This window comes from Thioalkalivibrio sp. ALE11, from assembly GCF_000381205.1.
In the GTDB taxonomy this organism is placed as follows: Bacteria; Pseudomonadota; Gammaproteobacteria; order Ectothiorhodospirales; family Ectothiorhodospiraceae; genus Thioalkalivibrio.
The window spans coordinates 377,909-404,638 of record NZ_KB906165.1; the positions used below are offsets into that span (position 1 = coordinate 377,909).

A 26,730-nucleotide genomic window follows, 5' to 3' on the forward strand; every position below is an offset into this window, starting at 1 on the left:
GCTGGCACTCGTCACCCAGGGTCTCTTGAGAGACACACGACGTTTCAGTGGCGTCGCACGCGATGGGTGAGACCGGTCATCCAGAGCGCAAAAGCCTCTTTCCAGTGGCCCGCTCGCGCTCGTCCACGGGCGGCGCGGGAGCAGAGCCTCGGGCGTATCAGCCCGCACCGGACTGCGTGATGAGCCATCATCTCGGCTTCGCGGTCGTTATCCCGTTCGAGAATCTCGGACAACATGGCATAGGGTTTCGGCTGGTCCGGCTCGTGCTGGATCGCGCAGCGCAGATGCTCCCGGGCTTCCCTAACCCTCCCGGCATTCAGGAGGTTGGTAGCCAGGAAATACCGAGCATCAGATTTGTTTGGACAAGCCTCCACCCACTCGCGGCTTGTCTTCATATCCTCGGGGGATGGGCGTCCCGAAAGCCGGGGGAGGGGTATCGGATCGTGCCCCAGAAATGTGCAGATTTGTTCCCCGGCGTTGCCGTCTGCGATGTCCACAGTACAGAGCCGATCTGCCTCGCCCAGATGTTTCTCAAAATACTCCCGTACCTGATGCGTGTGTTGTTCGTGGATTTCTGCAAGCCTTCCCTTAGGAAGCTCAGGCAATCGCTGGATGTTTGCATCCACGTAGAGACGGTACTGAATCCGGTTGTAGGGTGACAGTTTCCGATCCTTCATATGTCCGCGGGCGCTACGTTCCCATTGGTCAGGATCGCGATGGACAAGTATGAAGCGACTATCTGGCCAGCGCTTGGCGAGCTGCGGGTAAAGGCCCGGAAACGGGACGTCGCTGAAGGCGTCACGCGACTCAATGAGTGGGGTCAGCCGTTGCAGTACCTGTTCAGGCTTATCCTCCAGCCCACGTACTGCCTCCATCAGATTCTCGCCATTGAAGAATTTGGGGAAATGGAGTGTGGTGTACCCCAGGCTGGACAGAAGGATGTCCGTGCTGCGAGTCATCGTGCGGTGAAGGGAGACCACAAAAATCTTGCTTTTCGTCACGGGCACTCCTCGAACTCGAAATCCAGCAACTGGATCTCCCTTGCGAAGAAGACCTCGACAATCCTTCGCGTCTCGTCATCATAAAGGCTTACCACATCTCGGCCTTTGCGATACCCCCCCTTGGCAGAAAGGCCCCGCAGAGTTTCACCTACATCCTCCGGTAGTCCAAGCTCACGGGACACGTCGCCCAGCTCTTCGTTCAGCCGGTCATAGCGGATCAATCGATCTACGCCAAGGATGCCGTTGACGGTGTAGTAGTCGAAATTGCTCTTCAGTCCGTTCCCGGAAAGGATAAAATCCCGGAATGAAAGCCCCGCCTTCCGCTTCTTGGGGTCCCAGAAGTACCGAGACACCATTTTATCCCAAGGGTTTCTTTCAATGGAAAATTTGTAGTACGAGTTCCAGATTTCTTCGCCCACGCGCTCACGTATCGCCCGGGCGGGCATGTGGTCCCAGTAGCGCTTGGGGGCGCGGGTTTTCGCTCGCAGGGCCTTTTCCGGATTGCCTGATCGAGTGCCGACAGATGAACGAAGCCAGCGTGGCCATTGTCGGGGCGTCAGGCCGCGCAATGCCTGTTCGAAGTTCTGTGCTGTAGGGTAGCCGCGTTGGTAGCGTTCCTTCTCATCATCCCAGGTAAGTGGAGTTATGACGTCTTCGGGGCCCATGAACCTTGAAAGGGCCATCTCCAGTGATGTCCCGCCGACTTTTCCGGTCTTGATGAAGATAAACTTGTATTTATGTGAGATCAGCATGTCAATAGCCTGTCTCGGAAAGATCGGTCGCAAGCGATTGGGGCAACCTTGTATTGCCGCCATGAACCGTTTCCTTTACTCGTGCCCACAAATCCAGAATCGGGAATTCCGTTAGCCGCTCCCGGTATTGCATGTTTCCCATGCAGCTCCATCGGCAGTCCACGCGTGTTGTCCGCGATTGGATGTGATTCAGTCCCTGGTATCCCGACGTGGATGAGGAGCTCATTCACCGGAGCCTCCTTCATGGCTGCGGCCCTTGTTCCTTGCGCGAGCGGCCTCCTTCTTTTTCTTGCGTTTCAGACGTCGATGGATGAAGCGAATGGATTTCGTCGCGTCTTCGAAGAGCCATTGTTGGTCTTCCTTCATGCCCGTCGGCCGAAGGACCTCCTGGGCAAGCGGCAATCTGCTCAGGTCACGTTCGTAGAGCCACTTCACTTCGGACGGGGTCATGGGTTCGTACGGATAGAATCCGACTTCCCGATACCATTCGGCGAAGCGGTGAAGGAGACTCTTGCGCCGGAATTTTGAGCTCTCGGCATTGGGGAGCCACATCATGAATGGATACGGTGTAAACCCCATTCTGACGCCGAGTTCGCGAGCCTGTTGGTTGTTTTCGCCTTCGGTGGGCATGAAGCCCCAGTTAGCTTTACGCAGGCGAGCGGTGTGAAACAGGCCGGTGGCAGCAAAATGGGCGCGGCGGCTGACTGAGTCATCGCGGAAATAAACTGGCACTTCCGGGTCGATGTGGAAGTTGAGCGAACCGGGGCGCCGGTTGGCCTTGAGGAACGTGGTGGCAAGTTCCACGGCTTCCGGATGGGCTGCGAAAAAGCGCTTCCAATGTTGCTCGTCCCGTTCGTCCAGATCCCGCACGATCTGCTGGTCGTCCTGGATGAACAGGGCCAGGTCGTCACCGTCACGATCATCCAGGGCCTGCTGCATGTTGGCGTAGAGACCGCCCAGATATGCAGTGCTTGCGCGATCGTTGCGTATGACACGGATGCTCTCGCCAAACGCTTCCAGCGCGGTGTCCACTGCGGGGTCGGTGCTGCCATCATCCATCACCGTAACGGGATACTGGGGTGCATGCCGAAACAGCGAGTCGAGGCAATTGTGCAGGTAACGGCCGCGGTTGTAGGAAAAGACGACAATCCGCACGGTTAGCTCGGTTCGTTGGATTGAATGGGGGGATTAGTTGGTCGGATGCCGTCCCATCCGAGTTTTCGGGCGAAAGCGGCGGCCCACATCACCCCGAACATGATTCCATACAGGTGTTCAACCCGGAAACGATTGAGATTTGCACTGGCCAGTGATGCGACCAGGAACGTCACCAGGAATGCAGCGACCGCAAGTGCCAGGAAGCGCGCTGCATTGTTTCGTCTCAGCTGAATGCGTATTTCATTGGTGGAGAGCAGGATTGTCATGATGATGAATGCGTATCCGATGCTCCCAAACCGGAGCATTATCTCAAGGTGGCCGTTATGGAAATGCCCCTGTCGGCCTTCAAGGACCTCGGGAAGATCAGGGTCCTCGAATCGGAGATATCGCGGATCAGCTGGCCCGTATCCCATTATGGGGCGTTCAATGAGATAGTCGAACCCCGTCACCAGATAAGCGGCCCGGATGGCCTGCCCGTCCGAGGGCAGCTCCTCGATCCAATTGCTCGGTGGCGTGGTGACCATCTCCCGGAGAAATTCCCCCTGGTCTCCAGCGGCCCACCGGTCCTGAATGTTGTCCCATGATGCGGGGAGTACCCCTGCCGTGGTGATTACGCCGAGGAGAATGGTGACGCCGACCGTGCGAGAATGTTTCGCGGAGAGTTCCAGGCGGCCGAACCAGAGCATAGCCGGCACCAGGAATACGAGACCGATCAGACCGGCAAGCCAGATGGTCCGGGCCTGAAAGACGACGATGCCGACCAACGCCACGGTCGTTGCGCAGACCCAGAGGGTGATGCGCCATACCAGTCCCCACCCCCGTGTCTGCCCCAGCAGGGCGGGGGCCAGGGCGAGAGCTGCTAGAACCAGGGTCGCGAGTTTGAGGCCATCGATCCAGGGGTTGACACCCTCCTTGTAGCGGTGTCCTTCGAAAATGGCGGCATGCAGCTCCGATAAGGAAAAGCCGCTGGCCAGCATCAGGAGGAAGCCCAGTGCCCAGGTGACCACGACGCCGAGCGAATGACGGATCCAGTTGCCGCTCGCTGCCAGCATCAGGCCCACCAGCAGGATGGGGAGTGGCCCGGTTCGGACCCAGTCACCGGTTCCCTCCCATTGTTCGGCGGTCATGTCGGGGCGTTCTAAAAGCGCCGCTGCTGCCCCCCGCCCTATGACGTAGAGGATGAACCCCGCCGTTACCCAGAGCATCGGGGAACTGCGCAGTGAAGACCAGTGCCGGATGACGATAGTGATGGCCAGCACCAGCATGATTGCCTGGAACAGTTGGCCCAGGGATATGCTGATGGACCCGAAGAAGGCGAAGCCGTATGCCGAGCCAATGGCCCAGTGCCTGAGTGGCCCGAGACCTTGTTTGCCCTCGGTGCCGGGCTCAGCGGTTGATTCCATCATGACCATCGCGTCGCTTAAAATTGATATCCGAAGGCTCGGATCTCGGGTTGGCAGACCCGTTCGATCAGGGTCCTGTCTGATTGGCCGAGTACATCCCGGTATGAGCGGGTGTCCTTCCGGAACCCGCCTTTGGCTTTTTGTTCTGGCAGTTGCAATTGCGTCGCGTCGACTCGGAGCGTCTGCGCGAGTTCCGCCAGATCCGACTCGAGCCGTTCGTAAAGAAGAACCCGGTCCACGAGGAGGTCATCGTCGATGGCGTAGTGTGCCCAGTTAGAGATCCACTGAGGCTTGTTTTTCTCCATCCAGACCAGGTACTCGGACACGCTGGGGAAATCTGTCTGCCCCTGTTCTTCGCGTCGGCCCTTCATCCACCAGTACCGCGACAGGGCACGGTCCCATGGGTTACGCTCGACCGTGACCTTGAGATAGCTGTCCCATACATGGCGAGGAAGCAGCGCGCGAAGAGTTCGCGCGGTAGTGTGCTGCCTCCAGCGTGCGCGTTGTCCCTGCGTCAGCAGCCGGCGCCACTCCCGGAACCCACGGTGTGCACGAACGGGCTTCCGGTCACCGGTGGGGCCATAGCCGCCCTCTTCCTGTCGGAGTCTTTCTTCACCCCGCTCCGAGCTCAGGCGCGTGACGATGTCTCCGGGGCCGCAAAGGCGGGAGAGCGCGATCTCGATGCTGCTGCCGGCGGTTTTGCGGGTCTTGATGAAGATGAAGCGGTGCCGGTGGCAAACGATCATCCGGCGGGGCCCCGGTGTTTGGCGAGAATATCGGCCTTATTACACCACAAACCGAGCAGGGCGGACCAGATTAGCGGCTCACTTGAGCCTGACACGCTTAAGCCGGCTGTGGGATTTCGCGGGATGCATCATATGTGTACACGAGATCGAGTATGGTGCGTGCGCGCCTTCATTCCGGCCGAGGAACGGGAGCGGTGGCATTGAACTCGCAATTGGTGATTTTTGCACCCTTCAAGGCCTGGGGCGGGATCGAGCGCAAGATGCTGATTCTGAGTCGGGAGTTCCTGCAACTGGGCATCCGGCCCCGGCTTGTGCTGACCCGTGGCGGACAGGTGCCCTACCCCGAGGAACTGCCGGCGGCCGTCGAGGTGGTGGATCTTCAGAGCAGGGGCAAGTTCGACAGTCTGTTCAAGCTGCGGCGTCTGCTGCGGCAGGATCCGCCCGCGGCGGTGCTGACCGCCAAGGACCATTCGGCCAAGGTGGCCGTACTGGGGCGCATGCTGGGATGGGTTCCGTCGCCGGTGTTCGTGAAGGTGACCAACACGCCGAGCCAGACGTTGCGCCGTCGATTCAAGCGCCGTTCGGCGCGCTGGCTGTACCGGCATGCCGACCGGGTCATCGCGATCTCCGAAGGCGTCCGCGATGACCTGATCGAGCATTTTGACGTGGATCCCGAACGGATCGAGGTGATCTACAACCCGACCGTAACCCCGGATATCCCCGAGCGTGTTAAGGCGCCCGTGGAGCATCCCTGGTTCGCCGGTGACGGACCGCCGGTCATTGTCGGGGCCGGTCGCCTGACACCGCAGAAGGACTTTGCCACCCTGCTGAAGGCCTTCGCCCGGCTGCACGAACGGCGTGCGGTGCGACTGGTGATCCTGGGCGAGGGACCCCTGCGTGAAACCCTGCTGGACCAGGCGCGGCGGTTGGGGGTGGCGGAGGCCGTTGACCTTCCCGGCTATGTCCCGGACCCGTTGCCCTATTTCGCGCGGGCCGGGGTGTTCTGCCTTTCTTCGCGTTATGAGGGGCTGGGTAACGTCCTGATCGAGGCGCTGGCAGCCGGAGCGCCGGCGGTGGCCACCGACTGTCCGTCCGGGCCGGCCGAGATCCTCCAGCACGGTCGGATCGGGCCACTCGTGCCGGTGGGAGACGCGGATGCCCTGGCCGGGTCCCTGGAGGCGACTCTGGAAAACCCGCCCGGCGAGGAGCGGATCCGGGAAGGCCTGGACCGCTTCCGCAGCGACCGCGTCGCCCTTCGGTATGCGCAGGTCATGGGGCTGGTGAAGGCAGAGTCGACTGCGGCCCGTTCGTGACGCCTTGCGGGCCTGCCATTATCCGGTTCTGCCCGGGGTGTTCTCGGCAGGCGGGGCATAACCGAGCCGAGCCAGGCGGTCGGATACGCTGGCAGCAAAGGCGCGCAGCTCTTCATCATGCTGCCAGGCGTGGGCCCGGTCGGGACGAAAAGCCGCGGCCGCTGCGGCCACCCGCTCGGCATCGGGGGGGCAGCCGCAGAACTCCAGGGCCTGCGGCAGCAGTCGCGCCGGATCCGTCAGCAGGTCCTCGTAGGCGATCTCCATGGCATTGGGGCCCAGGGCCCGGACATGCTCCCGGGCCCGCTGCAGGTAGCTTTCCCACAGGGAGAAGCCGCCTTCCAGCGTACGGCACCGTACCTGGGGAGCGAAGCCGCGCCGCGCCGGGGCGCCGGGGTGGTTGCGATACCACCCCCGCAGGGATCGATAGCGGCGCACGCGCCGGTTGAAGACCCCGCGGCGGCGGGCGCGCAGGCTTGCCGCCACATCCACGCCGTGCCGCGTGATGTGCAGCACGCGGGCTTGTGGAAAGAGCTCCAGCCACAGCGGCAGGGTGTAGGTGTTGCGCGGGTCCTTCCAGCCCCAGGGCCGGTTCTGTCCGGGCATGCCGCCGCCGCGCAGCCCGCGGCGGAACCCGAGGAAGCGCAGACTGGCGGGGCCGCGCACGACCCCTTCCATATAGTCCAGCAGCCACGGCCTGAGTGTGTCGTCTTCCAGCAGCCAGTCGAATGACTCCGGGCGGTCCCAGGTCGCGGAGGCTTCGCGGAAGAGCCAGGCGTTGATCGCGTTGGTGAAGGCCGCCTCTTCGTTGCGGCTGGCGCCGACCCCCATGAAGAATCCGGCCTGCTGCAGTACCCGTGTCAGCAGGCTGGTGCCCGAGCGGTGCATGCCGATGATGATGACCGGGGGCGTCGCGTGAGTGGTCATGATGCCGTGCTGAAATAGCGGTAGCCCGCGTACCAGGGGTCCAGGCGTTCGTTGATGATGGTCTCGACGTATTCGAGACTCTCGCCGTCGAGGTATTCGCGGTAGCCGCCGACCTCGCCCTTGCGGGTCTTGTAGCTTTCGGTGTCGTCGGCGTCGCGGGCGGCCAGCGAACTGCTCCCCATCGCGTTGCGGGATTCCAGCTGGCGCATGTTGTCGAAGCGGCCGAAGTCTACCGCGGCCCGAAGGGTTTCCGTGGATACGTCCTGCATGCCGATGAATTCGAGCACCCGCCGAAGCTGGTCGGCGGTGTCGGCGTGCAGGTCTTCATAGCGCAGCAACAGAAAATCGCCCGGCACGTCACGGTTGCGCGCCCAGATATTGTAGAAATCGACCAATGTCTCGATCCCGCCGCGCCGCTCCCTGACATAGTCTTCCATGCGGCCCTGATAGTTCGCGTTGCGGCGGGTCTTCTGGAAATAGGACGAAACGAGGACATCCCGGGGGTCGCGGACCATGAAGACGACCTTGCGCCCCGCATAGTCGCACTTGTCCTGCTCCAGCTCCTCCGGGAGCAGGAACTCCGGACCGCCGTCGTGGTGCTGCAGGATGTAGGGGATGTCGCGCCAGGGACGGGCATAGCCCCGCAGGCGCAGCGGCTTGCGCAGACGGATGCCGTAATGCAGTTCGAGGGACTTGCTGAGGAGCACGACCAGCCAGGTCCTCCCGCATTTGGGGTAGGAGATCAGGTGGACATCCGCACGCCGGCGCCGCCAGCGGCGCCGGATGCGCTGGACACCGCGGCGTAGCGGGCCGCGATTGCGGGAAATGGCAGCCATGTTCAGCCGTCCTCGAAGCGGTAGCCGAAGGCGTCGATCTCGCGCTGGCAGACGCGGTCGATGATCGCCCGGTCGGTATCGGTCAGGATCTCGCGGTAGTCCTGTCGCCCCTGGCGAAAGCCGCCCTTGGCCCGCTGCTCGGGCAGCCGGATGTCGGCATCCAGGCCCAGATCCTGCTGCAGTTCCAACAGTTCGGCATTCAGGTTTTCGTAGCGAAGGACCCGGTCCACGGCGATCTCGTCATCGATGGTGTAGTGATCCCAGTTGCTGAGCCAGTGCGGCTTGTGTTCCTCCAGCCAGGCGAGGTATTCGCTCAGGTTCGGGAAATTGTCGCGCCCCTTCTCTTCCCAGCGGTGTTTCTGCCACCAGTAGCGCGACAGGGCCCGGTCCCAGGGGTTGCGCTCGATGGTGAAGCGGAAACAGGTCCGCCAGGTCTCGGGCCCGACGAGTGCGCGGATCTCCCGGGCGGTTGAGTGCTCGCCGTATTCGGCACGCTGTCTGCGCAGCAGCAACCGTCGCCATTCCTTCCAGCCACGGTGTTCCAGCAGCCGTTTATGGTGGTTGGAGGGCCCCCGGCCGCCCTCGGCCCGGCGGAGCTCTTCCTCGCCGCGATTGGCGCTCAAAGGGGTGATGATGTCCTCGGGCCCGCAGGCGCGCGAAAGCCCGACTTCCAGGCTGGAGCCGGCGGTCTTGCGTGTCTTGATGAAGATGAAGCGATTGCGGTGCGAGATGATCACCATGAAGGGCCTTGTCGGGCGACTGGCTGGGTGGATTAGATCACAGGCGCGGGAACGCGACCAATCAGTGGTCGGTGGATGCCGGCGGGTGAGCGAGCTCGAGTGCGGCCAGATACGCGCGGGCGGAGCGGGCCGCATCGAACGGGGTGATGGCCTGTCTCAGGGTGTCCGCCGAGGGTGGGCTGTCCAGGAGCTGTTTCAGTGCATCGGCGAGGGCCGCGTCGTCGCCCATGGGCACGACCGGGCCGTAGTTGCCGTGGCCGAGTATATCGGCGGGGCCGGTGGGGCAGTCCGTGGTAACGGCCGGGGTGCCGCAGGCGAGGGCCTCCACCAGTACTGCGCCGGAGCCCTCGCGTCGCGAGGTCAGGGCAAAGGCATCGGCGCGGGCCATCCAGGCGTAGGGGTTGCCCTGAAAGCCGGGCAGGCACAGGTCGTCCATGATGTCGAGTTCGCGTGTCAGTCCTTCCAGGGCCGGGCGTTCGCGGCCTTCGCCGAGAATGATCAGACGGGCCGGGCGTTGTTGGCGGAGGCGCGCGAAGGCGCGCAGCAGGGTGGCGAAATCCTTGCGCGGCTCCAGGGAGCCGACGCCCAGGATGACAGGGATGGCCGGGTCGCGGTGGTCCGCCAGCCACGGGTGATCGGGATCCTCGGTGGCCTGCTGCAGCAGGGCCGGGGTCACGATCGGGTTGGGGATGACGTGCAGATGCGGTTGAGCCACGCCGGCGAGTCGCCGCAGGTCCTCACCGACACCGGCCGACGGGGCGATCACGGCATCCGCGCGGGGATACCAGCGTTGCATGGAGCGCTGCAGGCGCCGGGCTCTGCGCCCGGGCAGGGACTCCAGAGTGGCGGCGAGCGACATGCCCATGCGGATCGCGACCGGCATGCGCGGTCGGGCCAGTGCGCGCGCGAGCAGCGCCGCGCGATTTAGCCGGTGGCTGGCGGTGTACAGGGCGCGGGGGCGGTGGCGCAGGAGATAAGCAATCAGCGCGGGCAGGACGGTGTTGCGGTGGGCGGCCCGCAGCGGGACATGGCGGACGTTGTCCGGCAGCTCGTCGATATACGGTCCGTGCCCGCGGATCGTCACCAGGTCGAATGGCCGGTCCACGTCTGCGAATTCCCGGACCAGGTTGGCCACCACGCGATCCACCCCGCTGTGTCCGGAGGTCGCGAAGAACAGGGCGACGGGGGCTCTGGCGCGATCACGCATCGGACGGGGCTGCCTGCAGGGCATCCAGGCGCTCGGTGACCTCGGCCACCGTGATGCGCTCCATCACGTTCGGTTCGCGCACGCGCCGGCCCCAGCGCAGGTCTTCGGGCGGCTTGCCGAACGCGGCCCGGCAGGCCTCGGGGTACTGGTTGACCACCCATTGCCGGCTGCAATAGGGGCCGGTGCGGTCGGGGTTCGAGCCGGCGTACAGGCCGATCACCGGGGTGCCCGTGGCGTTGGCCATGTGGGCGGGGCCGGAGTCGGGCGAGACCAGCACCTGAGCGCGTTCGAGCACGGCCAGCAGCTGCTTGAGGTCGGTCCGGCCGACCAGGTTGGTGACGGGGTGCCGGCATTGCGCGGCGATGGCCTCGCCGTATTCGCGTTCCAGGTCGGTGGGGCCGCCGGTCAGCACGATGTCCATGCCATGGCCCTCGGCGGCGTGGTCGGCGACCGCCGCGTAGCGTTCCGGGGCCCAGTTGCGGAAGTTGCGAAAGCGCGCGCTGGAGCACGGGTTGATGGCGAGCCAGGGTCGGTCCGCGGGCAGGTAGCCGGCGGCCCAGGTCCGGGCTGCATCCGGCACCGGAATGTCCCAGCGCGGAAGGCGTTCGCGCACCCCGAGCGCCTCGGCGAAGCCGAAGAAGCCGTCGAGTACGTGTTCGCGCGGGCGATGGGCGATGCGGTGGCGGGTGAACAGCCACTGGAAGTCGCGCGCGCGCTGGCGGTCGAAGCCCAGGCGCAGGCGCGCGGGGACCTGCAGGCCCAGCAGGCTGGCGCGCAGCGAGACCTGCATCTGCAGCAGGACGTCAAAGCGGCGTCCGCGCAGGGCGCGGCGCAGGTCGCCGTAGGCGCGGCGGCCGCGGTTCTTGTCCACGACCACGAACTCGACCCCGGGCAGTCCTTCCAGCAGCCGGTGTTCCAGCCGCCCGATGATCCAGGTGATGCGGGTCTGCGGCCAGGCGGCCTGCAGGCTGCGCACCACCGGGACGACGTGGGTGCAGTCACCCAGGGCCGACAGCCGCAGCAGGCACAGCTCGTCCGGCGGGGCATTGATCAGCGGGCGGTCGGCCGAATACTCAGGAGGCATCGTCCGGGCCCTGTTCGCGGGCGGCCTTCTTGCGCTTTTTCTTCAGGGCCTTCTTTTTCTTGTTATTCTGCCAGGGCATGCGCCCGATATGCTTGGTGCGCAGGCCGGGATACGGGTCGGGTGCGTCCTCGGGCTGGGTCTTGAACCGCCGATGGGCCCAGAAATACTGCTGCGGCGCGTGCCGGACCGCGTCTTCCAGCACCGCGTTCATGCGGGCGGCGTCGCGGGCGCGATCCTCGCTCGGGTAGTCCTCCAGCGGCGGCCCCACCACGAACTCGTAGCCGTCGCCGGCGTCGTTTACGTAATAGAACATCGGCAGCACCCGCGCCCGGCCCATGTGTGCCAGCCGCGACAGGCCGGTGGTCGTGGAGGCCTGCATGCCGAAAAACGGCGCGAACACCTGCTCGGTGCGCCGCATGTTCTGGTCGCCAGCGTACCAGATGGTCCCGCCCTTTTTCAGCTTGCGCAGGATCCCGCGGATGTCGTCCTTGGAGATCACGCGCTCCAGCTTGCGTTCGCGGCCGTAACGCAGGGCACGTTCCAGCACCGGTTTCTTGTCCATGGGCTTGTAGATCGCGGCCATCGGTACCTGTGCGCCGAACAGCCGACCGGCCATCTCGATGCAGGAGAAATGCCCGGACAGCAGGATCACCGGGTCACCGGCCTCGTGCGCCGCCTTCAGGTGCTCCATCCCGTGGAAGCGGCACGGCACGCGATCCACCGCCGGTCCGCCGAACCAGCCCAGTGCCACCTCGGCCACCCCGCGACCGGTGTAGCCGAAGTTCGCGCGCACCCAGCGTTCGCGTTCTTCCGGGTCGAGGTCCGGGAAACACAGCTCGAGGTTGCGGCGCACCACGTAGCGCCGGTCCCGCGCCAGGTAGTAGAGCAGGTGGCCCAGCCCGGTGCCCAGGCGGATCGCCCAGCGCCAGGGCAGGCGGGCGAGCAGCCACAGCAGGGCGGTGGCCAGGGCCTGTCCCCAGTTGGCCGGATGCCAGGCTTGTTCGCGGCGTTGCGATCTCATCGTTGGTCGAAGTCGGCTGTCGGGTAGATAATGTTGCGCATTGTACATTCGGGACCGCCGGGACGGGGCGTCGCCGGTGGCCGTCTCCGGGGTCGCCCCCCGAAAGTGAGGAACGCGTGCAGGAAGGGATCGCAGCAGAGTTGCAGGCCGCCAGCCGGCTGTTCGGACAACTGGCCGAGGATGCGGAATTCCTCGGCGAGGTGGAGGCCGTCGCGCGGCGCTGGCTGGCCAGCCTGGATGCCGGCGGCCAGATCCTGCTCGCGGGTAACGGCGGCAGTGCGGCGGATGCCCAGCACATCGCGGCCGAGATCGTGTGCCGTTACCGCGTGGTGCGGCCGGGCGCGGCGGCGGTTGCGCTGACCACCGACACCTCGGTGCTGACGGCCATCGCCAACGACTTCGGTTACGAGCAAGTATTCGCGCGGCAGGTCGAGGCGCTGGGGCGCCCCGGCGACGTGCTGGTCGGCTTCACCACCTCGGGCGAGTCTCCCAATGTGCTGCGCGCGCTGGAAACCGCCGGGCGCCAGGGCCTGACCACGGTCGCGCTGACCGGTGCGCGGGGGCTGCCCGTCGGTCCCGCGGTGGACCACCTGCTGGCGGTGCCGGACGCCGCGACCGCACGGGTGCAGGAGGTGCACGGGCTGATCGGGCATCTGTTGTGCGCCGTGGTGGAAGATGCCCTGGTCGCCCGCGCGCAGGGCGACGCGGCGCCGTGAGCCGGCCGGCGCTGTTCGTCGACCGTGATGGCGTGATCAACGTGGATCACGCCTATGTGTACCGGCCCGAGGACTTCGATTTCATGCCCGGGATCTTCGAGCTGGTGGCCCGGGCCGGTGCCGCCGGCTACCCCGTGGTGGTGGTCACCAACCAGTCCGGCATCGGTCGCGGGTACTACGGCGAGGACGACTTCGAGCGGCTGACGCAGTGGATGCGGGCCCGTTTTGCCGAGCGCGGCGGACGTCTGGATGCGGTCTATCACTGCCCGCACCATCCGCGCGATGCGCTGGAGCCCTGGCGGCGCGACTGCCCGGACCGCAAGCCGGCCCCGGGCATGCTGTTGCGGGCGCGGGACGCGCTGGACGTGGATCTGGCGCATTCGGTGCTGGTGGGGGATCGTCCTTCCGACCTGGAGGCCGCGCGCCGTGCCGGGGTGGGCACGCGGTTGCTGTTCGCCCCGGAGATCCCGGACGCGGAACAGGCCGCCGCGCTGCAGGCGGATCCGCAGGCACGCCGGATCCGTTCCCTGCAGGAGGCGGCGGCGCTGCTGGAGACGGAACGCTCCTGATGCGGCGCGCCGGCTACGCGGTCCTGTCGCGCCTGCTGGCGCCGGTCATGGGCGCGGTCCTGTGGCGGCGTGCCGCGCGCAACCACGTCCCGGCGGCGCGCCGCCTGGAATGGTTGGGCCGGGGTGCCGCGCCGCCGTCGGGGGCATGGTGGGTGCATGCCGCCTCGGTGGGCGAGGTGGAGGCCGCCCTGCCGCTGATACGGGGCCTGCGCGAGCGGTTCCCCGAAGTGCCCGTGCTGGTGACCACCACCACGCCCGAGGGTGCGGCGCGGATCACGGCGGCGGGCATCGACGACGTCCACCACCGTTTTCTGCCGCTGGACCTCCCCCGTGCCGTGCGGCGCTTCGTGGCCGCGGCCCGACCGCGTGCCGGGGTGATCGTGGAGACCGAGCTGTGGCCGCATCTGTTCGCGGCCTGCGAGCGCGCCCGGGTGCCCCTGGTGCTGGCCAGCGGTCGGCTCTCGGATCGTGCGTTTCGGCGTTATCAGGGCCGGCAGCCGCTGATCGGCGAGGTGCTGGGCGTGCCGCGGCGGATCCTCGCGCAGGATGCCGCCGCGGCGGAGCGCTTTCGCATCCTCGGCGCGCCGCCGTCGCGGGTCGAGGTGGGCGGCAACCTGAAATTCGATCGCGATCCGCCCGCGGGCGCCGAGGGGGGCGCGGCACTGCGCGCCGCCCTGTGGTCCGCGGAGGTGCCGGTGTGGGCGGCGGTCAGTACCCGCGAGGGCGAGGACGAGGCCGTGCTGGCGGCCCATGCCACCTTGCGCCGGCGCCATCCGGACGCGCGGCTGATCTGGGTGCCGCGTCACCCGAAGCGTTTCGATGCCGTGGCGCGGGCGGCCGCGGACGCGGGCCTGTCAGTGGCGCGACGCTCGCTGTTGGCGGACGCGCCCGGCCGCGCGGACCGCGAGGCCGACGTGCTGCTGGGGGATACCCTCGGCGAGATGGGGCTCTATCTCGCGGCGGCCGACGTGGCCTTCGTCGGTGGCAGTCTGGTGCCACTGGGCGGACAGAACCTGCTGGAGCCGGCGGCCCTGGGGCGACCGGTGCTCACCGGTGCGGATGTGTCGAATTTCGCCTCCGTCGCTCGCGCCCTGGATGCCGTGGATGCCCGCATCGAGGTCGCCGATGGCGACGCGCTGGGCGCGGCACTGGCCGAACTGTTCGACGACCCGGAACGAGGGCGGCGCATGGCCGCGGCCGGCCAGGATGTGGTGGCCTCCGGGCGCGGTGCCGTGGCGCGGGTCCTGGGTGTGCTGGAGGAGACGGTGGCGGCAGGCTGATTCCGTGCCGGCGCCGCCTGGCTTTCTGGCACAGAACCTGCCGATCGGTTATGGCCGGATCGAGGGCGTCCACCGGCCATGTTCGCGTGCGAGCACGCTCCCACCTTTCTGTTCGCATCACCCCGCCCGTGGAAGCGTGCTCGCACGCGAACCGACAGGGCCCGGGTCACTCCCCGGAACCGCCGGATGACTCACTCTCCGGGCGCATCCGTTTGAATCGCAGCATCTCCGGTCACCGCCGGAAGATCACTCTTCGGGGCCGGCCTGTTCCTCCTCGCCGAACTGGCCCTTCTGCAGCGCGGCGTAATGCCCGCCGGCCTCCATCAGCTCGTTGTGCGTGCCGGATTCCACCACCCGACCGTCGTCCAGCACCAGGATGCGGTCGGCGTCCTCCACCGTGGACAGGCGATGCGCGATCACCAGGGTCGTGCGCCCGCGCATCAGCTGCTCCAGGGCGTCCTGGATCTTCTGCTCGGACTCCGAGTCCAGCGCCGAGGTGGCCTCATCGAGGATCAGGATGGGTGCGTCCTTGAGCAGGGCGCGGGCGATCGCCAGTCGTTGCCGCTGCCCGCCGGAGAGCATCACGCCGTTCTCGCCCACCACGGTGTCGAAGCCGTCGGGCAGGTCGTCGATGAACTCCAGGGCGTTGGCCGCGCGCGCAGCCTCGTGCAGCTCCTCGGCGGATGGTTCGCGCGCCAGGCCGTAGCCGATGTTGTTGGCTACGGTGTCGTTGAACAGCACCACCTGCTGGCTGACCAGCGCCATCTGCCCGCGCAGGTCGCGCAGTGGATATTCCCGCACCGGATGGCCGTCCAGGCGCACCTCCCCATGCTCGGGTTCGTAGAAGCGCGGGACCAGGCTTGCCAGGGTGCTCTTGCCGCTGCCGGACCGTCCGACCAGGGCCACGGTCTGCCCGGGCCGGATCTCCAGCGAGATGTCGCGCAGCACCCACTCCTCGGTCTGGGGATAGCGGAACCAGACATGGTCGACCTCGATATGTCCCTCGGCCCGTTCCAGCCGGCGTTCGCCGTGATCCGGCTCCGGGGCGGTATCCAGTACCTCGAACACGCTCTCGCCCGCGGCCAGCGCCTTCTGGATCTCCGAGTTGACCTTGACCACCCGCTTGAGCGGCGGAAGCAGCAGGAGCATGGCCGCGATGAACGAAATCATGCCCCCGGGGGTGATGGTTTCCATCACCATGTCCATGGTGGCGAGATAAACGATGATCGCGAGCGCGATGACCGCACCGAACTGTGACAGGGGCTGACTGGCGGCCTCCACCGTCTTGTAGCGCATGAACTGTCGGTGGTGGCGCTCGTTGATCTTGCGGAAGCGGCTGGATTCATAGTCTTCGGCGCCGAAGATCTTGACCTCCGAATGCCCGCGAATGCTGTCTTCCGCGACCTGGGCATAATCCCCCACCGAGCGCTGCATACGCCGGCTGAACTTGCGAAAACGCTTGTTGGCTGCGGTAATGACCAGGGCTACCGCGGGTGCCAGTCCGAACACGATCAGCATCAGCCAGCCACTGAGCCAGGTCATGTACATCAGCAGGAACAGGATGGTGAAACTGTCCTTGACCAGGATCAGGATCGCCTTGGAGGCCGCGGCACTGATCTGATTGACGTTATAGGTCAGCTTGGCGAGCAGGGTGCCGGAGGAATGGCGGTCAAAGAACCCTGCGGGCAGTCGCAGATATTGATCGAATACCGCCTGCCGGATGTCCTTGACCACTTTGCGCCCGACCCAGGCCACGGTGTACTGCGCGGCAAAGGTGGTGAACGCATAGAAGAAAAAGATCCCGACCAGCCCCAGCGGGACCCAGATGCGGGCATCGGGGTCCTGTTCGATGAACGTGCCATCCACCAGCGGCTGGATGATCCAGGCGAAGGCGGCCTGTCCGGCGGCGGCCAGGATCATCGAGATGATCGCCACGATCCCCATGCGCCAGTAGGGCTTGATGAACTCGAAGATGCGGAGGAACAGGCGCCAGGATTCGCCGGCGCTGGGGTGGGTGGCGTCGAGGGCTTTTCTCTTCATGCGATTGCGGGGTCCTGGTCGGAACGCCGGCTGCGGGATTGGCTGCGAAACCGGGCAGGCATGATAACAGACTGCCGCGGCACGGCTGCGGAGTCCGTGGGCTCGTTATTCGGCCGGGCGCAGCCAGCCCCCGCAATGCCGGCACTGGTAGCGATACCCCTTTTTCTGGATCAGGGCATGTCGTTGCGGACTGAGCGCGTGGTGGGTGCAGTCGCAGATATAAGCATAGGTTCGTTGCCGGCGTGCGGGTGTGAGCGGGGTGGCATGCCGCACCCGCGGTGCCACCCCCAGGTGATGCATGATGGCCTGCCATTCCGCGCCGTGCGGACGGACCCGGCGTCCGCGATAAAGGACATGCACCGCGGCGTGGGCGACTTCGTGTGCAATGGTTTCCGGGAAATGTGTATTCCAGTCACGGACAAAAGCCTCGGGATTGAAACGGATGGCTGGATGGCCGCGGTGGACCCGGAACTGACCTGCGGCGCGGCCGCGCAGATCAAAAAGAACCGCCGGGGTGGAAGACGCCGGGTGGCCGGTGGCCTCGATATAAAAGGAACGCGTGCGTCGGCAAATGCGGTCGCGGGTTTCAGGGTCGAGATTCATGCGATGTTTTGGTTTTGCGCCGGGTTTCGTGGCATATTTGTCAAAAGATGGATCGAACGCAACATTTTGTGCCTGTGGCCCGCTCCGGTATGTAAGTCCTCCGGAGCGGGCAGATAACGCAACGAACAATGGAGAAAAGCATGACCGTGGATGACAAGAAGGCCTCCGAACTCTCGGCCGAGGAACTTTATGCCCTGGCGCGCGAACGCGAGCGCGAGGAAGAGGAACGCAAGGAAGCCGAGCGCAAGGAAAAACGCGAGGCGCTGAAAGAAAAGCGCCGCGAAATGCTCGCCCGGCACAAGGCCGAACTGCGCGAAATCGATCGCCAGATCGAGGAACTGGGCGGGCGCGTCGGGGGCAGGCGGAAGGCCTCGTCCGCACGCGGCGGGCGTCGCGGCGGCGGTGGTTCCATCAGCCAGAAACTGTGCGACATCGTGGCCTCTCAGCCCGAAATGAGCGTGAAGGACATCAAGGCCGAGGCCGAGAAGGCCGGGCTGGATACCCGCAACATCAGCCAGACGCTGGCCTACCTCAAGCGTCAGGGTCGTCTGACGTCGCCGCGTCGCGGCGTTTACAAGGCCGCCTGAGAAAGGGGCACCCGGGAGCGGGCGGTCCGCCCCTCCCCCTCCCGTCCCGCGGGGGAAAGCCGACGGCCTCATCCGGCCGTGGATTTCAGTTCGAGTCCGTTTGCGGGGTCGCGTGACAACGCGGTTTCGCCGTTCAGCCAGCGCTGGATCTCGGCACCCGCCACGTGATGGCGCCAGCCGCTGCCGAGGCGGCTGTCCTGCGCGCGTCCGCGCACCAGTTCCACAACATCCTTGCGCTGGGCGATGGCCGCGGGCGTGATCTCCTGCCGGCGGGCGAGTTCGCGCAGCAGGGCCATGGCCATGTCGGCGAGCACCTCGTCGGCTTCGGACAGCGGCTTCTGCTTCGGCAATGCCGGCCATTCCGACTGCGGACGTTCGCGTCCTGCCCGAATCGCCTCCAGCAGGCCCTGTACCCGGTCGTCGTTCATGCCCGAGGGGAAACCGCGCAGTCCGCGCAGTTGCGCGCTCCCTGCGGGTGCCCGGCGGGCGATCTCCAGCAGCAGGTCATCGCTCAGGACCCACTTGCGCGGCCGGTCGCTGCTCTGCGCCGTGCGTTCGCGCCACGCGGCCACGCCCTGGAGTACGGAGAGTTCGCGCGGTTTCAGGCGTTTGTGTCCGGAGACCCGGCGCCAGGCTGCTTCCGGATCGGCGCGGTAGGCCTCGGAGTCGGCGAGGGCGTCCATCTCCGGCTGCAGCCATTCCAGGCGCCCGCTGCTTTCCAGGTCCGCGTGCATCTGCTGGTACAGGGCCGCGAGATAGCGCACATCGTCGGCGGCATATGCCAGCTGCTCCGAATCCAGCGGACGGCGCGACCAGTCGGTGCGGGTCTGGCTCTTGTCCAGTTCGTGGTCCAGCACCGCGCGGACCAGATTGGCATAGCCGACCTGATCGCCGTGACCGAGCATCGCCGCGGCAATCTGGGTGTCGAAGGCCGGTGCGGGTACGTCGCCGGTCTCGCGCAGCAGGATTTCCATGTCCTGCCAGGCGGAGTGAAAGACCTTGGTGACGGAACGGTCGTGCAGCAGCGGGGCCAGCCGTTTTACGTCCAGCGCCAGCGGGTCGATGCTGGCGATGTGCTCCGGGGTGGCCGCCTGGATCAGGCAGAGCTTCGGGTAGTAGGTCTTTTCGCGCAGGAACTCGGTGTCCAGCGCGATCCACGGGGCACCCCGGACGGCCTGCAGGAATGCCTGCAGTGCCTCCGGGGTATCGATCAGGCCGTGATCATGCATGGTCGTCGTCGGGGCGGTTCTGTGCGAATGCCTCCAGCTGCTCGTTGCTGGCCGGTTTCTGATACCGCTCCTTCCACTCGGCGTAGGGCATGCCGTAGACGATCTCGCGGGCGGCCTCGTAGTCAATGGACTCGCCGCGTTCCTCGGCGGCCGCGACATACCATTTGGACAGGCAGTTGCGGCAGAAACCGGCGAGGTTCATCAGATCGATGTTCTGCACGTCCTTGCGCTCGTCCAGATGCTGCAGCAGCCGCCGGAAAACCGCGGCCTCGATCTCGGTCTGCTTGTTCGGGTCCATGGGGCCTCCGAAGGGTCACGACTGAATGGCCGGGAGAGTATGCCGCAGCCGGCCTTCCGGGTGCGATGGCCACGGGTGGATCAGGTCAGGTGCAGCAGCCAGCGCTTGCGCACGTCGCGCAGCAGCACGAAGATCAGCGGCCATATCAGAGCGCTGCTGAGCACGGGCGCCCAGTACCACGGGGTGCCCGGCGGCAGGCCGGCCAGGCCTTGCGGCCACAGGGCGGTGAGCTTGTACAGGGCGATCAGGCCGGTGACCACGATCATCTGCTGCCACAGCGGATAGACCCGCAGGCGTGAATGCAGCTGGATGGTGAGGTAGGCCACCAGGGCCATCGCAACGGCGTTCTGGCCGAGCAGCTGGCCCTGCAGGACATCGAGCAGCAGGCCGGCGCCGAAAGCCGTGAACACCCCGACCCGCTGGGGGAAGGCCATGGCCCAGTAGATCAGGACCAGCGCTACCCATTCGGGCCGCAGCAGCGCGAGGCCCGCGGGCAGGGGCACGATCGCCAGCGCGAGGGCCGCCAGCAGGCTCAGCGGGATCGGCCAGGGAACGCCCGCGCCGCCACTCATGGCGCCGGCGCGGATTCGGTTTCGCTTTCGGCGGGCAGCGGCGTGGGGATCGCGTTGCGTTCGCGGTCCTGCATCCACAGCAGCAGCACCTCGCGCGAGCGGTCCAGCGCGGCCAGCGGTTTCGCCTCGATGGCGAGAAAGGGCTCGCCCGGCGGGCGTTCCACCGAGGTGACGCGCGCGACCGGGTAATCTGCAGGAAAACGACCGCCCAGCCCCGAGGTCAGCAGCAGGTCACCCTCCTCGATGTCTTCCTGTGGCGGGACGTGGCGCATGTGCAGGCGCTGAGGGTTGCCGGTGCCGACGACGATGCCGCGCAGGCCGGTGCGGGCGCTGAGCACCGGCAGGGCATGTCCGGGGTCGGAGATCAGCAGCGCCGTGGCGCTGGAGCGTTGCGCGGAGAGGATCTGCCCGACTACGCCGTCGGCGTCGATCACCGGCTGGCCGGCATACACCGCATCGCGCTGTCCCTTGTCGAGCACGATCTGCTGGCGGAAGGGATCCAGGTCCACCGCAAGGATCTGCGCGACCTGGACCTCCTCGTCGGCCTGACGGGCGGTGTTGAGCAGGGCGCGCAGGCGGTCGTTCTCCGCCTGCAATGCCTCGAAGCGCAGCTGGCGGGCGCGCAGCTCGCTGTTCTCGCGCCGCAGGATGCGGTTCTCCACCACCAGGTCCTCGCGGCTGGAGAACGATTCCAGCACCCGTGAGCCCGCGCGGATGGGCGCATCCACCGCGACCTGGATCGGGTAGGCCACGGTCGCGAGCACGCTGCGCACCGTCTGCAGTTCGTTCAGACGGTGGTCGAGCACCATCAGCGCGATCCCGGCCAGGACCACGACCAGCAGACGCAGCGTGGGCGAGATGCCCAGTCTGAACAGCGGCTTGCTTATAACCGAACCTCCGGAACGCGGGGCGACTCCCGGGGACGCGCCCGGGACCGGAGTTTACTCCATGGAGAGGAAGTCGACCCGCTTCTCGTCGAGCATTTCCAGAACCCGGCCGCCTCCGCGGGCGACGCAGGTGAGGGGATCATCGGCCACGACCACCGGGATGCCGGTTTCCTCCATCAGCAGACGGTCGATCTGCTGCAGCATCGCCCCGCCGCCGGTCAGCACGATACCGCGTTCGGCGACATCGGAACCCAGCTCCGGCGGGGTTTGTTCCAGTGCCGTGCGCACCGCGGAGACGATCCCGTACAGCGGATCCTGCAGGGCCTCGAGGATCTCGTTGGAGTTCAGGGTGAACGAGCGCGGCACGCCTTCGGACAGGTTGCGGCCCTTGACCTCGATCTCCAGCAGCTCCTTGCCCGGATAGGCCGAACCCACCGCATGCTTGATGCGTTCGGCCGTGGCCTCGCCGATCAGTACGCCGTAGTTGCGGCGCACGTAGGCCATGATGGCCTCGTCGAAGGTGTCGCCGCCGATGCGCACCGACTCGGAGTAGACGATGCCGTTCATCGACAGCACGGCCACCTCGGAGGTGCCGCCGCCGATGTCCAGCACCATGGAGCCGACCGCCTCGTCCAGCGGGATGCCGGCGCCGATCGCCGCGGCCACCGGTTCCTGCAGCAGGTAGACCTTGCGCGCCCCGGCGCCGAAGGCGGATTCGCGGATCGCGCGGCGCTCCACCTGAGTGGCGCCGCAGGGCACGCAGACCAGCACCCGCGGGCTGGGGCGGAAGATCCGCCGTTCGTGCACCTTCTTGATGAAGTACTGCAGCATCTTCTCGGTGGTGGTGAAGTCGGCGATCACGCCGTCCTTCATCGGCCGGATGGTCACCACGTGCTCCGGTGTGCGCCCGAGCATCTTCTTGGCCTCGATGCCGACGGCCTCGATGGACCGTGGTCCCCCGGGGCCCCGGTCCTGACGAATGGCCACGACGGAGGGTTCGTTGAGCACGATGCCCTGGCCGCGCATGTAGATCAGCGTATTGGCCGTGCCGAGGTCGATGGAGATGTCGTTGGAGAACAGCCCCAGGAGGCGTTTGAGCATGGGGAACGAACCTGCTTGCATGGTCGGCGGGAAAGCCACGGACTCTAGCAACCGCCCCGGGTTTGGGCAAGGTCGGGGTTGTGGTAAGTTTGCGCTCCGTCTCAGCGTATCCCTGAGTGTTCCGTTATCGCCCGCAGCGAGGGTCCGCAAGCCATGTCCGTAGACACCGAACACGTCCAGCGCATCGCCGAGCTTTCGCGTCTGGCGATGGATGACGACCAGGCCCGCGAGTTTGCCGGCGGGCTGAGTGACATCTTCGACTTCGTCGAGCAGCTCGACGGCGCCGACATCGAGGGGGTGGAGCCGATGGCCCATCCGATGGACGCGGCCCAGCGCCTGCGCCCGGACGCGGTCACCGAGCCCGACCGGCGCGACGCCTACCAGGCCATTGCCCCGGCGGTGGAAGGGGGGCTCTACCTGGTGCCGCGCGTCATTGAATGACGCGTCATCCGCCGAATCGCCTGCGGCGCGCCCTGTGCGCCGCTTTCAGCCACGCTTGAAGGAAAGAGTCCCGAGTCCATGACCCAGGAAACCCTCTCCGACTGGGTACGCAAGCTGCGCGCCCGAGAGATCAGCTCGCGCGAGCTCACCCGCCTGTACCTGGACCGCATCGAGCGTCTGGATGCGGATCTCAACAGCTTCGTCACCGTAACCGCCGAGTCCGCGCTGGAGCAGGCGGACGCCGCCGATGCGCGTCTGGCGCAGGGCGAGGAGGCCCCGCTGCTGGGCGTGCCGGTAGCGCAGAAGGACATCTTCTGCACCCGCGGCGTGCGCACCGCCTGTGGCTCGCGCATGCTGGACCCGTTCGTCTCGCCCTACGACGCCACGGTGGTCGAGCGCATGCACGCCGCCGGCGCGGTGATGCTGGGCAAGACCAACATGGACGAGTTCGCCATGGGTTCGTCCAACGAAACCAGTTTCTACGGTCCGGTGCACAACCCCTGGGACACCGCGCGGGTCCCGGGCGGCTCCTCGGGCGGTTCCGCGGCCGCGGTGGGCGCGCGTCTGGTGCCCGGCGCGACCGGTACCGACACCGGCGGTTCCATCCGCCAGCCGGCCGCGTTCTGCGGCATCACCGGGCTCAAGCCGACCTACGGCCGGGTCTCGCGCTACGGCATGATTGCCTTCGCCTCCAGCCTGGATCAGGGCGGGCCGATGGCGGCCTCGGCCGAGGACTGCGGGCACATGCTCAATGCCATGGCCGGGTTCGACGAGCGCGACTCGACCAGCCTCGAACGCCCGGCCGAGGACTTCACCGCAGCGCTGGACGCCGACCTCACCGGGCTGCGCATCGGTCTGCCGCAGGAGTTCTTCGGCGAAGGCCTGGATGACGGCATCCGCGCCGTACTGGACGAGGCGATCCGGGTGCTGCGCGAACGTGGCGCCGAGATCCGCGAGGTCAGCCTGCCCAACAGCCACCTGTCGGTGCCGGCCTACTACGTGGTGGCCCCGGCCGAGGCCTCGTCCAACCTGTCGCGCTTCGACGGCGTGCGCTACGGCTATCGCTGCGAGGATCCGCAGGACCTGCTGGACCTGTACACGCGTTCGCGCGGCGAGGGCTTCGGCGCGGAGGTGAAGCGGCGCATCATGGTGGGTACCCATGTGCTGTCCGCCGGCTACTACGACGCCTACTATCTCAAGGCGCAGAAGGTCCGCCGGGTGATCGCCGACGACTTCCGCCGGGTGTTCGCCGACGTCGATCTGCTGCTGGGCCCGACCACGCCGGAACTGCCGTTCGAGCTGGGAGCCAAGAGCGCCGACCCGGTCAAGATGTACCTCTCGGATATCTACACCATCGCCGCCAATCTGGCGGGGCTGCCGGCGATGTCGCTGCCGGCGGGCGAGGTGCAGGGGCTGCCGGTCGGGCTGCAGCTGATCGGCAACTATTTCGACGAGGCGCGCATGATCGGCGTCGCACACCAGTTTCAGCAGGAGACCGACTGGCACGCCCGCGTGCCGTCGGCCTTTGCCTGAGGGGTCGCAGCATGGAATGGGAAACCGTCATCGGGCTGGAGATTCACGCCCAGCTCAATACCGTCTCCAAGATCTTTTCCGGGGCGCCCACCGCCTACGGCGCCGAGCCCAACCGTCAGGCCTGCCCGGTGGACCTGGGCATGCCCGGCGTGCTGCCGGTGCTCAACCGCGGGGTGGTCGAGCGCGCGGTGATGCTGGGCCTGGCGATCGACGCCGAGGTGGCCGGCCGCTCGGTGTTCGCGCGCAAGAACTACTTCTACCCGGACCTGCCCAAGGGCTACCAGATCTCGCAGTTCGAGCTGCCGATCGTAGCCAGCGGGCATCTGGACATCGAGCTGGAGGACGGCACCACCAAGCGCGTCGGCGTTACCCGTGCGCACCTCGAGGAAGACGCCGGCAAGAGCCTGCACGAAGGCTTCGAGGCGATGACCGGCATCGATCTCAACCGTGCCGGCACCCCGCTGGTGGAGATCGTCTCCGAGCCGGACCTGCGTTCGGCGAAGGAGGCGGTCGCCTACATGAAGAAGCTGCACTCGCTGGTGCGCTATCTCGACATCTGTGACGGCAACATGCAGGAGGGCAGCTTCCGCTGCGACGCCAACGTGTCCATCCGTCCGAAGGGCCAGGCGGAATTCGGTACCCGCGCGGAGCTGAAGAACCTCAACTCCTTCCGCTTCGTCGAGCGTGCGATCAACTTCGAGATCGAACGCCAGATCGACGTGATCGAGGGTGGCGGCCGCGTGGTGCAGGAGACCCGGCTGTACGATCCGGACCGCGACGAGACGCGTTCGATGCGGACCAAGGAAGAGGCCAACGACTACCGCTACTTCCCCGATCCGGACCTGCTGCCGGTGGAGGTCGTTCAGGGCTTCATCGAGGAGATCCGCGGTCGCCTGCCGGAGCTGCCCGACGCCAAGCGCGAGCGTTTCGTGCGCGAGTACGAACTGCCGGAATACGATGCCGGCGTGCTCACCGCGACCCGTGAGATGGGGGATTTCTACGAAGCGGTGGTGCGGGGCTGCAATGCGCCCAAGCTGGCCGCCAACTGGGTGATGGGCGAGTTCTCCGCCGCGCTCAACCGCTCCGAGGTGGAGCTCGCCGAGGCCCCGGTGGATGCCGGGGCGCTGGCCGGGCTGCTGGCGCGCATCCAGGACGAGACCATCTCCGGCAAGATCGCCAAGGAAGTGTTCGAGGCGATGTGGAACGGCGAGGGCGATGCCGACAGCGTGATCGAGGCCAAGGGGCTCAAGCAGATCACCGACACCGGCGCGATCGACGCCATCATCGACGAGGTGATCGCGAACAACCCGAAGCAGCTCGAGCAGTACAAGGGCGGCAAGGACAAGCTGTTCGGGTTCTTCGTCGGCCAGGTGATGAAGGCCACCCAGGGCAAGGCCAACCCCGCCCAGGTGAACGAGCGGCTGAAGGAACGCCTGGATCAGGCATGAGTGATGCGGGCATGGGCGCGGCATCCGCGCGCGAAGCCGATACCCTGCACCGCTTCATGCTGGAAAACACCGGGGTGCGCGGCGAATGGGTGCACCTCGACCGGGCATGGCAGGCGGTGCTGGAGCGCCACCCCTACCCGCCGGTGGTGCGCGACCTGCTGGGGCAGGCCTGCGCCGCGGTCACCCTGGTCGCCGCCACGCTCAAGTTCAAGGGCTCGCTGATCCTGCAGGTCACGGGGTCCGGGCCGCTGCACATGCTGGTGGCACAGGCCGACGGGCAGGGCCATCTGCGCGGCGTGGCCCGTTATCACGAGACCCCGCCGGAGTACGGCTCGCTGGATGCGATCCTGGGCGAGGACGCGCGGGTGATGATGACCCTGGACCCCGGGGACGGCGGTGAGCGCTATCAGGGCGTGGTGGAGCTGCGCGGGCAGACCCTGGCCGCGGCCCTGGACGGGTATTTCGAGCAGTCCGAGCAGCTTCCCACGCGGGTCTGGCTGGCCGCCGATGGCCAGCGCGCCGCGGGCATGTTGCTGCAGGGGCTGCCGGATGACAGCGGGCAGCCGCTGTCGCGCGACAGCGAGGACTGGAACCGCGCGACCACCCTGGCCGAAACCACCACGGCGGCCGAACTGCTGCAACTGGACGCCGGCTCGCTGCTGGGCCGGCTGTTCGCCGAGGAGCGCGTGCGCCTGTTCGACGGCTCCACGGTGGAATTCCACTGCCACTGCTCGCGCGAGCGCGTGGCCACCACCCTGCAGAGCCTCGGGGTGGACGAGATCCGCTCGATCCTGGCCGAGCAGGGCCGCATCGAGGTCACCTGCGAGTTCTGCAACGCGCAGTACGTCTTCGATGCGGTGGATGCCGAGGCCCTGTGCCGCCCCGACAGCGCGCGGCCGCCGGGGTCCGATACCTCGCAATAGGGCCGCATCGGCCAGGGGCTGGCCTCCTGATATGGATTGACCTGTCAACGGTTGGCTGTAGTGTTCGATCGAGACCTCCTGTTTTCCATGCCTTCGAGGCAGGGCACGAGAAGCGGATTGCGACGGTGGATCACTCTGATATACGCGGGTTGGTTACCGACCGGACTTCACTTCGTCGCGGAGCTGCCCTTCTCTACGGGCGAGGGTCAGCCCTTCCGGGGAAGGGATGCCTCATAGGAGCGCCAGGGGTTCTCCTCACCGGCCTCTCATGCCCTGTCCCGAAGACACGGATGCGGGGTTCATGCGTCGGCTGCTGGTGGG

General features: G+C 66.5%; 27 protein-coding genes. 9 read left to right on the plus strand and 18 right to left on the minus strand.

The genetic code is table 11. The features are described from left to right. Window positions 1-44: 44 nt before the first annotated feature. From F620_RS14190 to F620_RS0103940, 5 genes are all read right to left on the minus strand, one after another. A complete protein-coding gene (locus tag F620_RS14190) occupies window positions 45-1,001 on the minus strand; it encodes a sulfotransferase (RefSeq protein ID WP_155986994.1) in 957 nt (318 codons plus the stop codon). Continuing rightward, window positions 998-1,753: a sulfotransferase family 2 domain-containing protein gene (locus F620_RS15445; protein WP_231373863.1), complete on the minus strand. Its 756-nt coding sequence runs from the start codon at window positions 1,751-1,753 to the stop codon at window positions 998-1,000. The genes F620_RS14190 and F620_RS15445 overlap by 4 nt, the downstream gene beginning before the upstream one ends. Window positions 1,754-1,975: 222 nt before the next feature. Next, on the minus strand, window positions 1,976-2,908 hold the full coding sequence (locus tag F620_RS0103930; RefSeq protein WP_019569529.1) for a glycosyltransferase family A protein: 933 nt from the start codon (window positions 2,906-2,908) through the stop codon (window positions 1,976-1,978). Window positions 2,909-2,910: 2 nt separating this feature from the next. Continuing rightward, window positions 2,911-4,314, minus strand: a complete 1,404-nt coding sequence (locus tag F620_RS0103935; protein WP_231373864.1) for an O-antigen ligase — start codon at window positions 4,312-4,314, stop codon at window positions 2,911-2,913. A 14-nt stretch (window positions 4,315-4,328) separates the two neighbouring features. Beyond that, the gene (locus tag F620_RS0103940; protein WP_019569531.1) at window positions 4,329-5,057 is read right to left on the minus strand and encodes a sulfotransferase family 2 domain-containing protein; all 729 of its coding nucleotides are present in this window, start codon (window positions 5,055-5,057) and stop codon (window positions 4,329-4,331) included. 212 nt (window positions 5,058-5,269) lie between these two features. On the opposite strand from F620_RS0103940, the gene F620_RS0103945 reads away from it, so the two are divergent. Then, window positions 5,270-6,370, plus strand: coding sequence for a glycosyltransferase (locus F620_RS0103945; RefSeq protein WP_019569532.1), 1,101 nt, complete (start codon window positions 5,270-5,272; stop codon window positions 6,368-6,370). 18 nt (window positions 6,371-6,388) lie between these two features. On the opposite strand, the gene F620_RS0103950 is transcribed toward F620_RS0103945, so the two are convergent. The 6 genes from F620_RS0103950 to F620_RS0103975 all read right to left on the minus strand — a co-directional run bounded on the left by F620_RS0103950 (window position 6,389) and on the right by F620_RS0103975 (window position 12,182). Beyond that, window positions 6,389-7,294 carry a sulfotransferase gene (locus tag F620_RS0103950; RefSeq protein WP_019569533.1) on the minus strand — a complete coding sequence of 302 codons (906 nt, stop codon included), beginning with the start codon at window positions 7,292-7,294 and terminating at the stop codon, window positions 6,389-6,391. Further along, entirely contained in the window at window positions 7,291-8,130 is an 840-nt protein-coding gene (locus tag F620_RS0103955) for a sulfotransferase domain-containing protein (protein ID WP_019569534.1), read from the minus strand. Before F620_RS0103955 ends, F620_RS0103950 begins: the two co-directional genes overlap by 4 nt. Window positions 8,131-8,132: 2 nt before the next feature. Then, entirely contained in the window at window positions 8,133-8,867 is a 735-nt protein-coding gene (locus tag F620_RS0103960; protein ID WP_026331301.1) for a sulfotransferase family 2 domain-containing protein, read from the minus strand. Window positions 8,868-8,931: 64 nt separating this feature from the next. After that, a complete protein-coding gene (locus F620_RS0103965; RefSeq protein ID WP_019569536.1) occupies window positions 8,932-10,077 on the minus strand; it encodes a glycosyltransferase in 1,146 nt (381 codons plus the stop codon). Then, on the minus strand, window positions 10,070-11,161 hold the full coding sequence (locus tag F620_RS0103970; protein ID WP_019569537.1) for a glycosyltransferase family 9 protein: 1,092 nt from the start codon (window positions 11,159-11,161) through the stop codon (window positions 10,070-10,072). Before F620_RS0103970 ends, F620_RS0103965 begins: the two co-directional genes overlap by 8 nt. Then, the gene (locus F620_RS0103975; RefSeq protein WP_019569538.1) at window positions 11,151-12,182 is read right to left on the minus strand and encodes a lysophospholipid acyltransferase family protein; all 1,032 of its coding nucleotides are present in this window, start codon (window positions 12,180-12,182) and stop codon (window positions 11,151-11,153) included. Before F620_RS0103975 ends, F620_RS0103970 begins: the two co-directional genes overlap by 11 nt. Before the next feature lie 140 nt (window positions 12,183-12,322). Here F620_RS0103975 and F620_RS0103980 point away from each other — a divergent pair, with 140 nt between their 5' ends. Genes F620_RS0103980 through F620_RS0103990 form a run of 3 tightly spaced genes read left to right on the plus strand, consistent with a single transcriptional unit; the run spans window position 12,323 to window position 14,747 of the window. Beyond that, entirely contained in the window at window positions 12,323-12,898 is a 576-nt protein-coding gene (locus F620_RS0103980; RefSeq protein WP_019569539.1) for an SIS domain-containing protein, read from the plus strand. Then, window positions 12,895-13,467 (plus strand): D-glycero-beta-D-manno-heptose 1,7-bisphosphate 7-phosphatase, encoded by a 573-nt coding sequence (gmhB, locus tag F620_RS0103985; RefSeq protein WP_019569540.1) that lies wholly within the window; start codon window positions 12,895-12,897, stop codon window positions 13,465-13,467. The genes F620_RS0103980 and gmhB overlap by 4 nt, the downstream gene beginning before the upstream one ends. Continuing rightward, window positions 13,467-14,747: a 3-deoxy-D-manno-octulosonic acid transferase gene (locus F620_RS0103990; protein ID WP_019569541.1), complete on the plus strand. Its 1,281-nt coding sequence runs from the start codon at window positions 13,467-13,469 to the stop codon at window positions 14,745-14,747. The genes gmhB and F620_RS0103990 overlap by 1 nt, the downstream gene beginning before the upstream one ends. Window positions 14,748-14,993: 246 nt before the next feature. Here F620_RS0103990 and msbA read toward each other — a convergent pair whose 3' ends face one another. Together msbA and F620_RS0104000 are read right to left on the minus strand one after the other, a co-directional pair. Continuing rightward, window positions 14,994-16,787 (minus strand): lipid A export permease/ATP-binding protein MsbA, encoded by a 1,794-nt coding sequence (gene msbA / locus F620_RS0103995; protein ID WP_019569542.1) that lies wholly within the window; start codon window positions 16,785-16,787, stop codon window positions 14,994-14,996. Between the two features lie 105 nt (window positions 16,788-16,892). Then, entirely contained in the window at window positions 16,893-17,390 is a 498-nt protein-coding gene (locus F620_RS0104000; RefSeq protein WP_018869792.1) for a SprT-like domain-containing protein, read from the minus strand. A gap of 140 nt (window positions 17,391-17,530) precedes the next feature. Between F620_RS0104000 and F620_RS0104005 the strand changes: the two genes are divergently transcribed. Then, complete coding sequence (locus F620_RS0104005; protein WP_018869793.1) at window positions 17,531-17,977, plus strand: hypothetical protein; 447 nt, start codon at window positions 17,531-17,533, stop codon at window positions 17,975-17,977. 68 nt (window positions 17,978-18,045) lie between these two features. Here the strand turns inward: F620_RS0104005 and rnd are convergent, their stop codons facing one another. From rnd to F620_RS0104030, 5 genes are all read right to left on the minus strand, one after another. After that, a complete protein-coding gene (rnd, locus tag F620_RS0104010) occupies window positions 18,046-19,206 on the minus strand; it encodes a ribonuclease D (protein WP_019569543.1) in 1,161 nt (386 codons plus the stop codon). Then, the gene (locus tag F620_RS0104015; RefSeq protein ID WP_018869795.1) at window positions 19,199-19,504 is read right to left on the minus strand and encodes a DUF1244 domain-containing protein; all 306 of its coding nucleotides are present in this window, start codon (window positions 19,502-19,504) and stop codon (window positions 19,199-19,201) included. Before F620_RS0104015 ends, rnd begins: the two co-directional genes overlap by 8 nt. 80 nt (window positions 19,505-19,584) lie before the next feature. Then, on the minus strand, window positions 19,585-20,076 hold the full coding sequence (gene mreD / locus F620_RS0104020) for a rod shape-determining protein MreD (protein ID WP_019569544.1): 492 nt from the start codon (window positions 20,074-20,076) through the stop codon (window positions 19,585-19,587). Then, the gene (gene mreC / locus F620_RS0104025) at window positions 20,073-20,936 is read right to left on the minus strand and encodes a rod shape-determining protein MreC (RefSeq protein ID WP_369773815.1); all 864 of its coding nucleotides are present in this window, start codon (window positions 20,934-20,936) and stop codon (window positions 20,073-20,075) included. The genes mreD and mreC overlap by 4 nt, the downstream gene beginning before the upstream one ends. A gap of 81 nt (window positions 20,937-21,017) precedes the next feature. Beyond that, the gene (locus F620_RS0104030) at window positions 21,018-22,064 is read right to left on the minus strand and encodes a rod shape-determining protein (RefSeq protein ID WP_018869798.1); all 1,047 of its coding nucleotides are present in this window, start codon (window positions 22,062-22,064) and stop codon (window positions 21,018-21,020) included. 153 nt (window positions 22,065-22,217) lie between these two features. Between F620_RS0104030 and gatC the strand changes: the two genes are divergently transcribed. The 4 genes from gatC to hslO all read left to right on the plus strand — a co-directional run bounded on the left by gatC (window position 22,218) and on the right by hslO (window position 26,409). Then, the gene (gatC, locus tag F620_RS0104035) at window positions 22,218-22,505 is read left to right on the plus strand and encodes an Asp-tRNA(Asn)/Glu-tRNA(Gln) amidotransferase subunit GatC (RefSeq protein ID WP_019569546.1); all 288 of its coding nucleotides are present in this window, start codon (window positions 22,218-22,220) and stop codon (window positions 22,503-22,505) included. A 78-nt stretch (window positions 22,506-22,583) separates the two neighbouring features. Then, on the plus strand, window positions 22,584-24,038 hold the full coding sequence (gene gatA, locus F620_RS0104040; RefSeq protein WP_019569547.1) for an Asp-tRNA(Asn)/Glu-tRNA(Gln) amidotransferase subunit GatA: 1,455 nt from the start codon (window positions 22,584-22,586) through the stop codon (window positions 24,036-24,038). A gap of 11 nt (window positions 24,039-24,049) precedes the next feature. Continuing rightward, a complete protein-coding gene (gatB, locus tag F620_RS0104045) occupies window positions 24,050-25,486 on the plus strand; it encodes an Asp-tRNA(Asn)/Glu-tRNA(Gln) amidotransferase subunit GatB (protein WP_019569548.1) in 1,437 nt (478 codons plus the stop codon). Next, window positions 25,483-26,409 (plus strand): Hsp33 family molecular chaperone HslO, encoded by a 927-nt coding sequence (hslO, locus tag F620_RS0104050; protein ID WP_019569549.1) that lies wholly within the window; start codon window positions 25,483-25,485, stop codon window positions 26,407-26,409. Before gatB ends, hslO begins: the two co-directional genes overlap by 4 nt. Window positions 26,410-26,730: the final 321 nt, after the last annotated feature.

What these genes read in the sequence shown, in the direction of transcription:
- F620_RS0104005 (WP_018869793.1), top strand. Translation starts at nt 17,531, where the DNA reads ATGACCGTGGATGACAAGAAGGCCTCCGAACTCTCGGCCGAGGAACTT.
- F620_RS0103940 (WP_019569531.1), bottom strand. Translation starts at nt 5,057, where the DNA reads ATGATCGTTTGCCACCGGCACCGCTTCATCTTCATCAAGACCCGCAAA.
- F620_RS0103935 (WP_231373864.1), bottom strand. Translation starts at nt 4,314, where the DNA reads ATGATGGAATCAACCGCTGAGCCCGGCACCGAGGGCAAACAAGGTCTC.
- F620_RS0104015 (WP_018869795.1), bottom strand. Translation starts at nt 19,504, where the DNA reads ATGGACCCGAACAAGCAGACCGAGATCGAGGCCGCGGTTTTCCGGCGG.
- F620_RS0103955 (WP_019569534.1), bottom strand. Translation starts at nt 8,130, where the DNA reads ATGGCTGCCATTTCCCGCAATCGCGGCCCGCTACGCCGCGGTGTCCAG.
- mreD (WP_019569544.1), bottom strand. Translation starts at nt 20,076, where the DNA reads ATGAGTGGCGGCGCGGGCGTTCCCTGGCCGATCCCGCTGAGCCTGCTG.
- F620_RS0103975 (WP_019569538.1), bottom strand. Translation starts at nt 12,182, where the DNA reads ATGAGATCGCAACGCCGCGAACAAGCCTGGCATCCGGCCAACTGGGGA.
- F620_RS0103950 (WP_019569533.1), bottom strand. Translation starts at nt 7,294, where the DNA reads ATGACCACTCACGCGACGCCCCCGGTCATCATCATCGGCATGCACCGC.
- F620_RS0104030 (WP_018869798.1), bottom strand. Translation starts at nt 22,064, where the DNA reads ATGCTCAAACGCCTCCTGGGGCTGTTCTCCAACGACATCTCCATCGAC.
- gatA (WP_019569547.1), top strand. Translation starts at nt 22,584, where the DNA reads ATGACCCAGGAAACCCTCTCCGACTGGGTACGCAAGCTGCGCGCCCGA.
- gatB (WP_019569548.1), top strand. Translation starts at nt 24,050, where the DNA reads ATGGAATGGGAAACCGTCATCGGGCTGGAGATTCACGCCCAGCTCAAT.
- hslO (WP_019569549.1), top strand. Translation starts at nt 25,483, where the DNA reads ATGAGTGATGCGGGCATGGGCGCGGCATCCGCGCGCGAAGCCGATACC.
- F620_RS15445 (WP_231373863.1), bottom strand. Translation starts at nt 1,753, where the DNA reads ATGCTGATCTCACATAAATACAAGTTTATCTTCATCAAGACCGGAAAA.
- F620_RS0103970 (WP_019569537.1), bottom strand. Translation starts at nt 11,161, where the DNA reads ATGCCTCCTGAGTATTCGGCCGACCGCCCGCTGATCAATGCCCCGCCG.
- F620_RS0103990 (WP_019569541.1), top strand. Translation starts at nt 13,467, where the DNA reads ATGCGGCGCGCCGGCTACGCGGTCCTGTCGCGCCTGCTGGCGCCGGTC.
- msbA (WP_019569542.1), bottom strand. Translation starts at nt 16,787, where the DNA reads ATGAAGAGAAAAGCCCTCGACGCCACCCACCCCAGCGCCGGCGAATCC.
- F620_RS0103965 (WP_019569536.1), bottom strand. Translation starts at nt 10,077, where the DNA reads ATGCGTGATCGCGCCAGAGCCCCCGTCGCCCTGTTCTTCGCGACCTCC.
- gatC (WP_019569546.1), top strand. Translation starts at nt 22,218, where the DNA reads ATGTCCGTAGACACCGAACACGTCCAGCGCATCGCCGAGCTTTCGCGT.
- F620_RS0104000 (WP_018869792.1), bottom strand. Translation starts at nt 17,390, where the DNA reads ATGAATCTCGACCCTGAAACCCGCGACCGCATTTGCCGACGCACGCGT.
- rnd (WP_019569543.1), bottom strand. Translation starts at nt 19,206, where the DNA reads ATGCATGATCACGGCCTGATCGATACCCCGGAGGCACTGCAGGCATTC.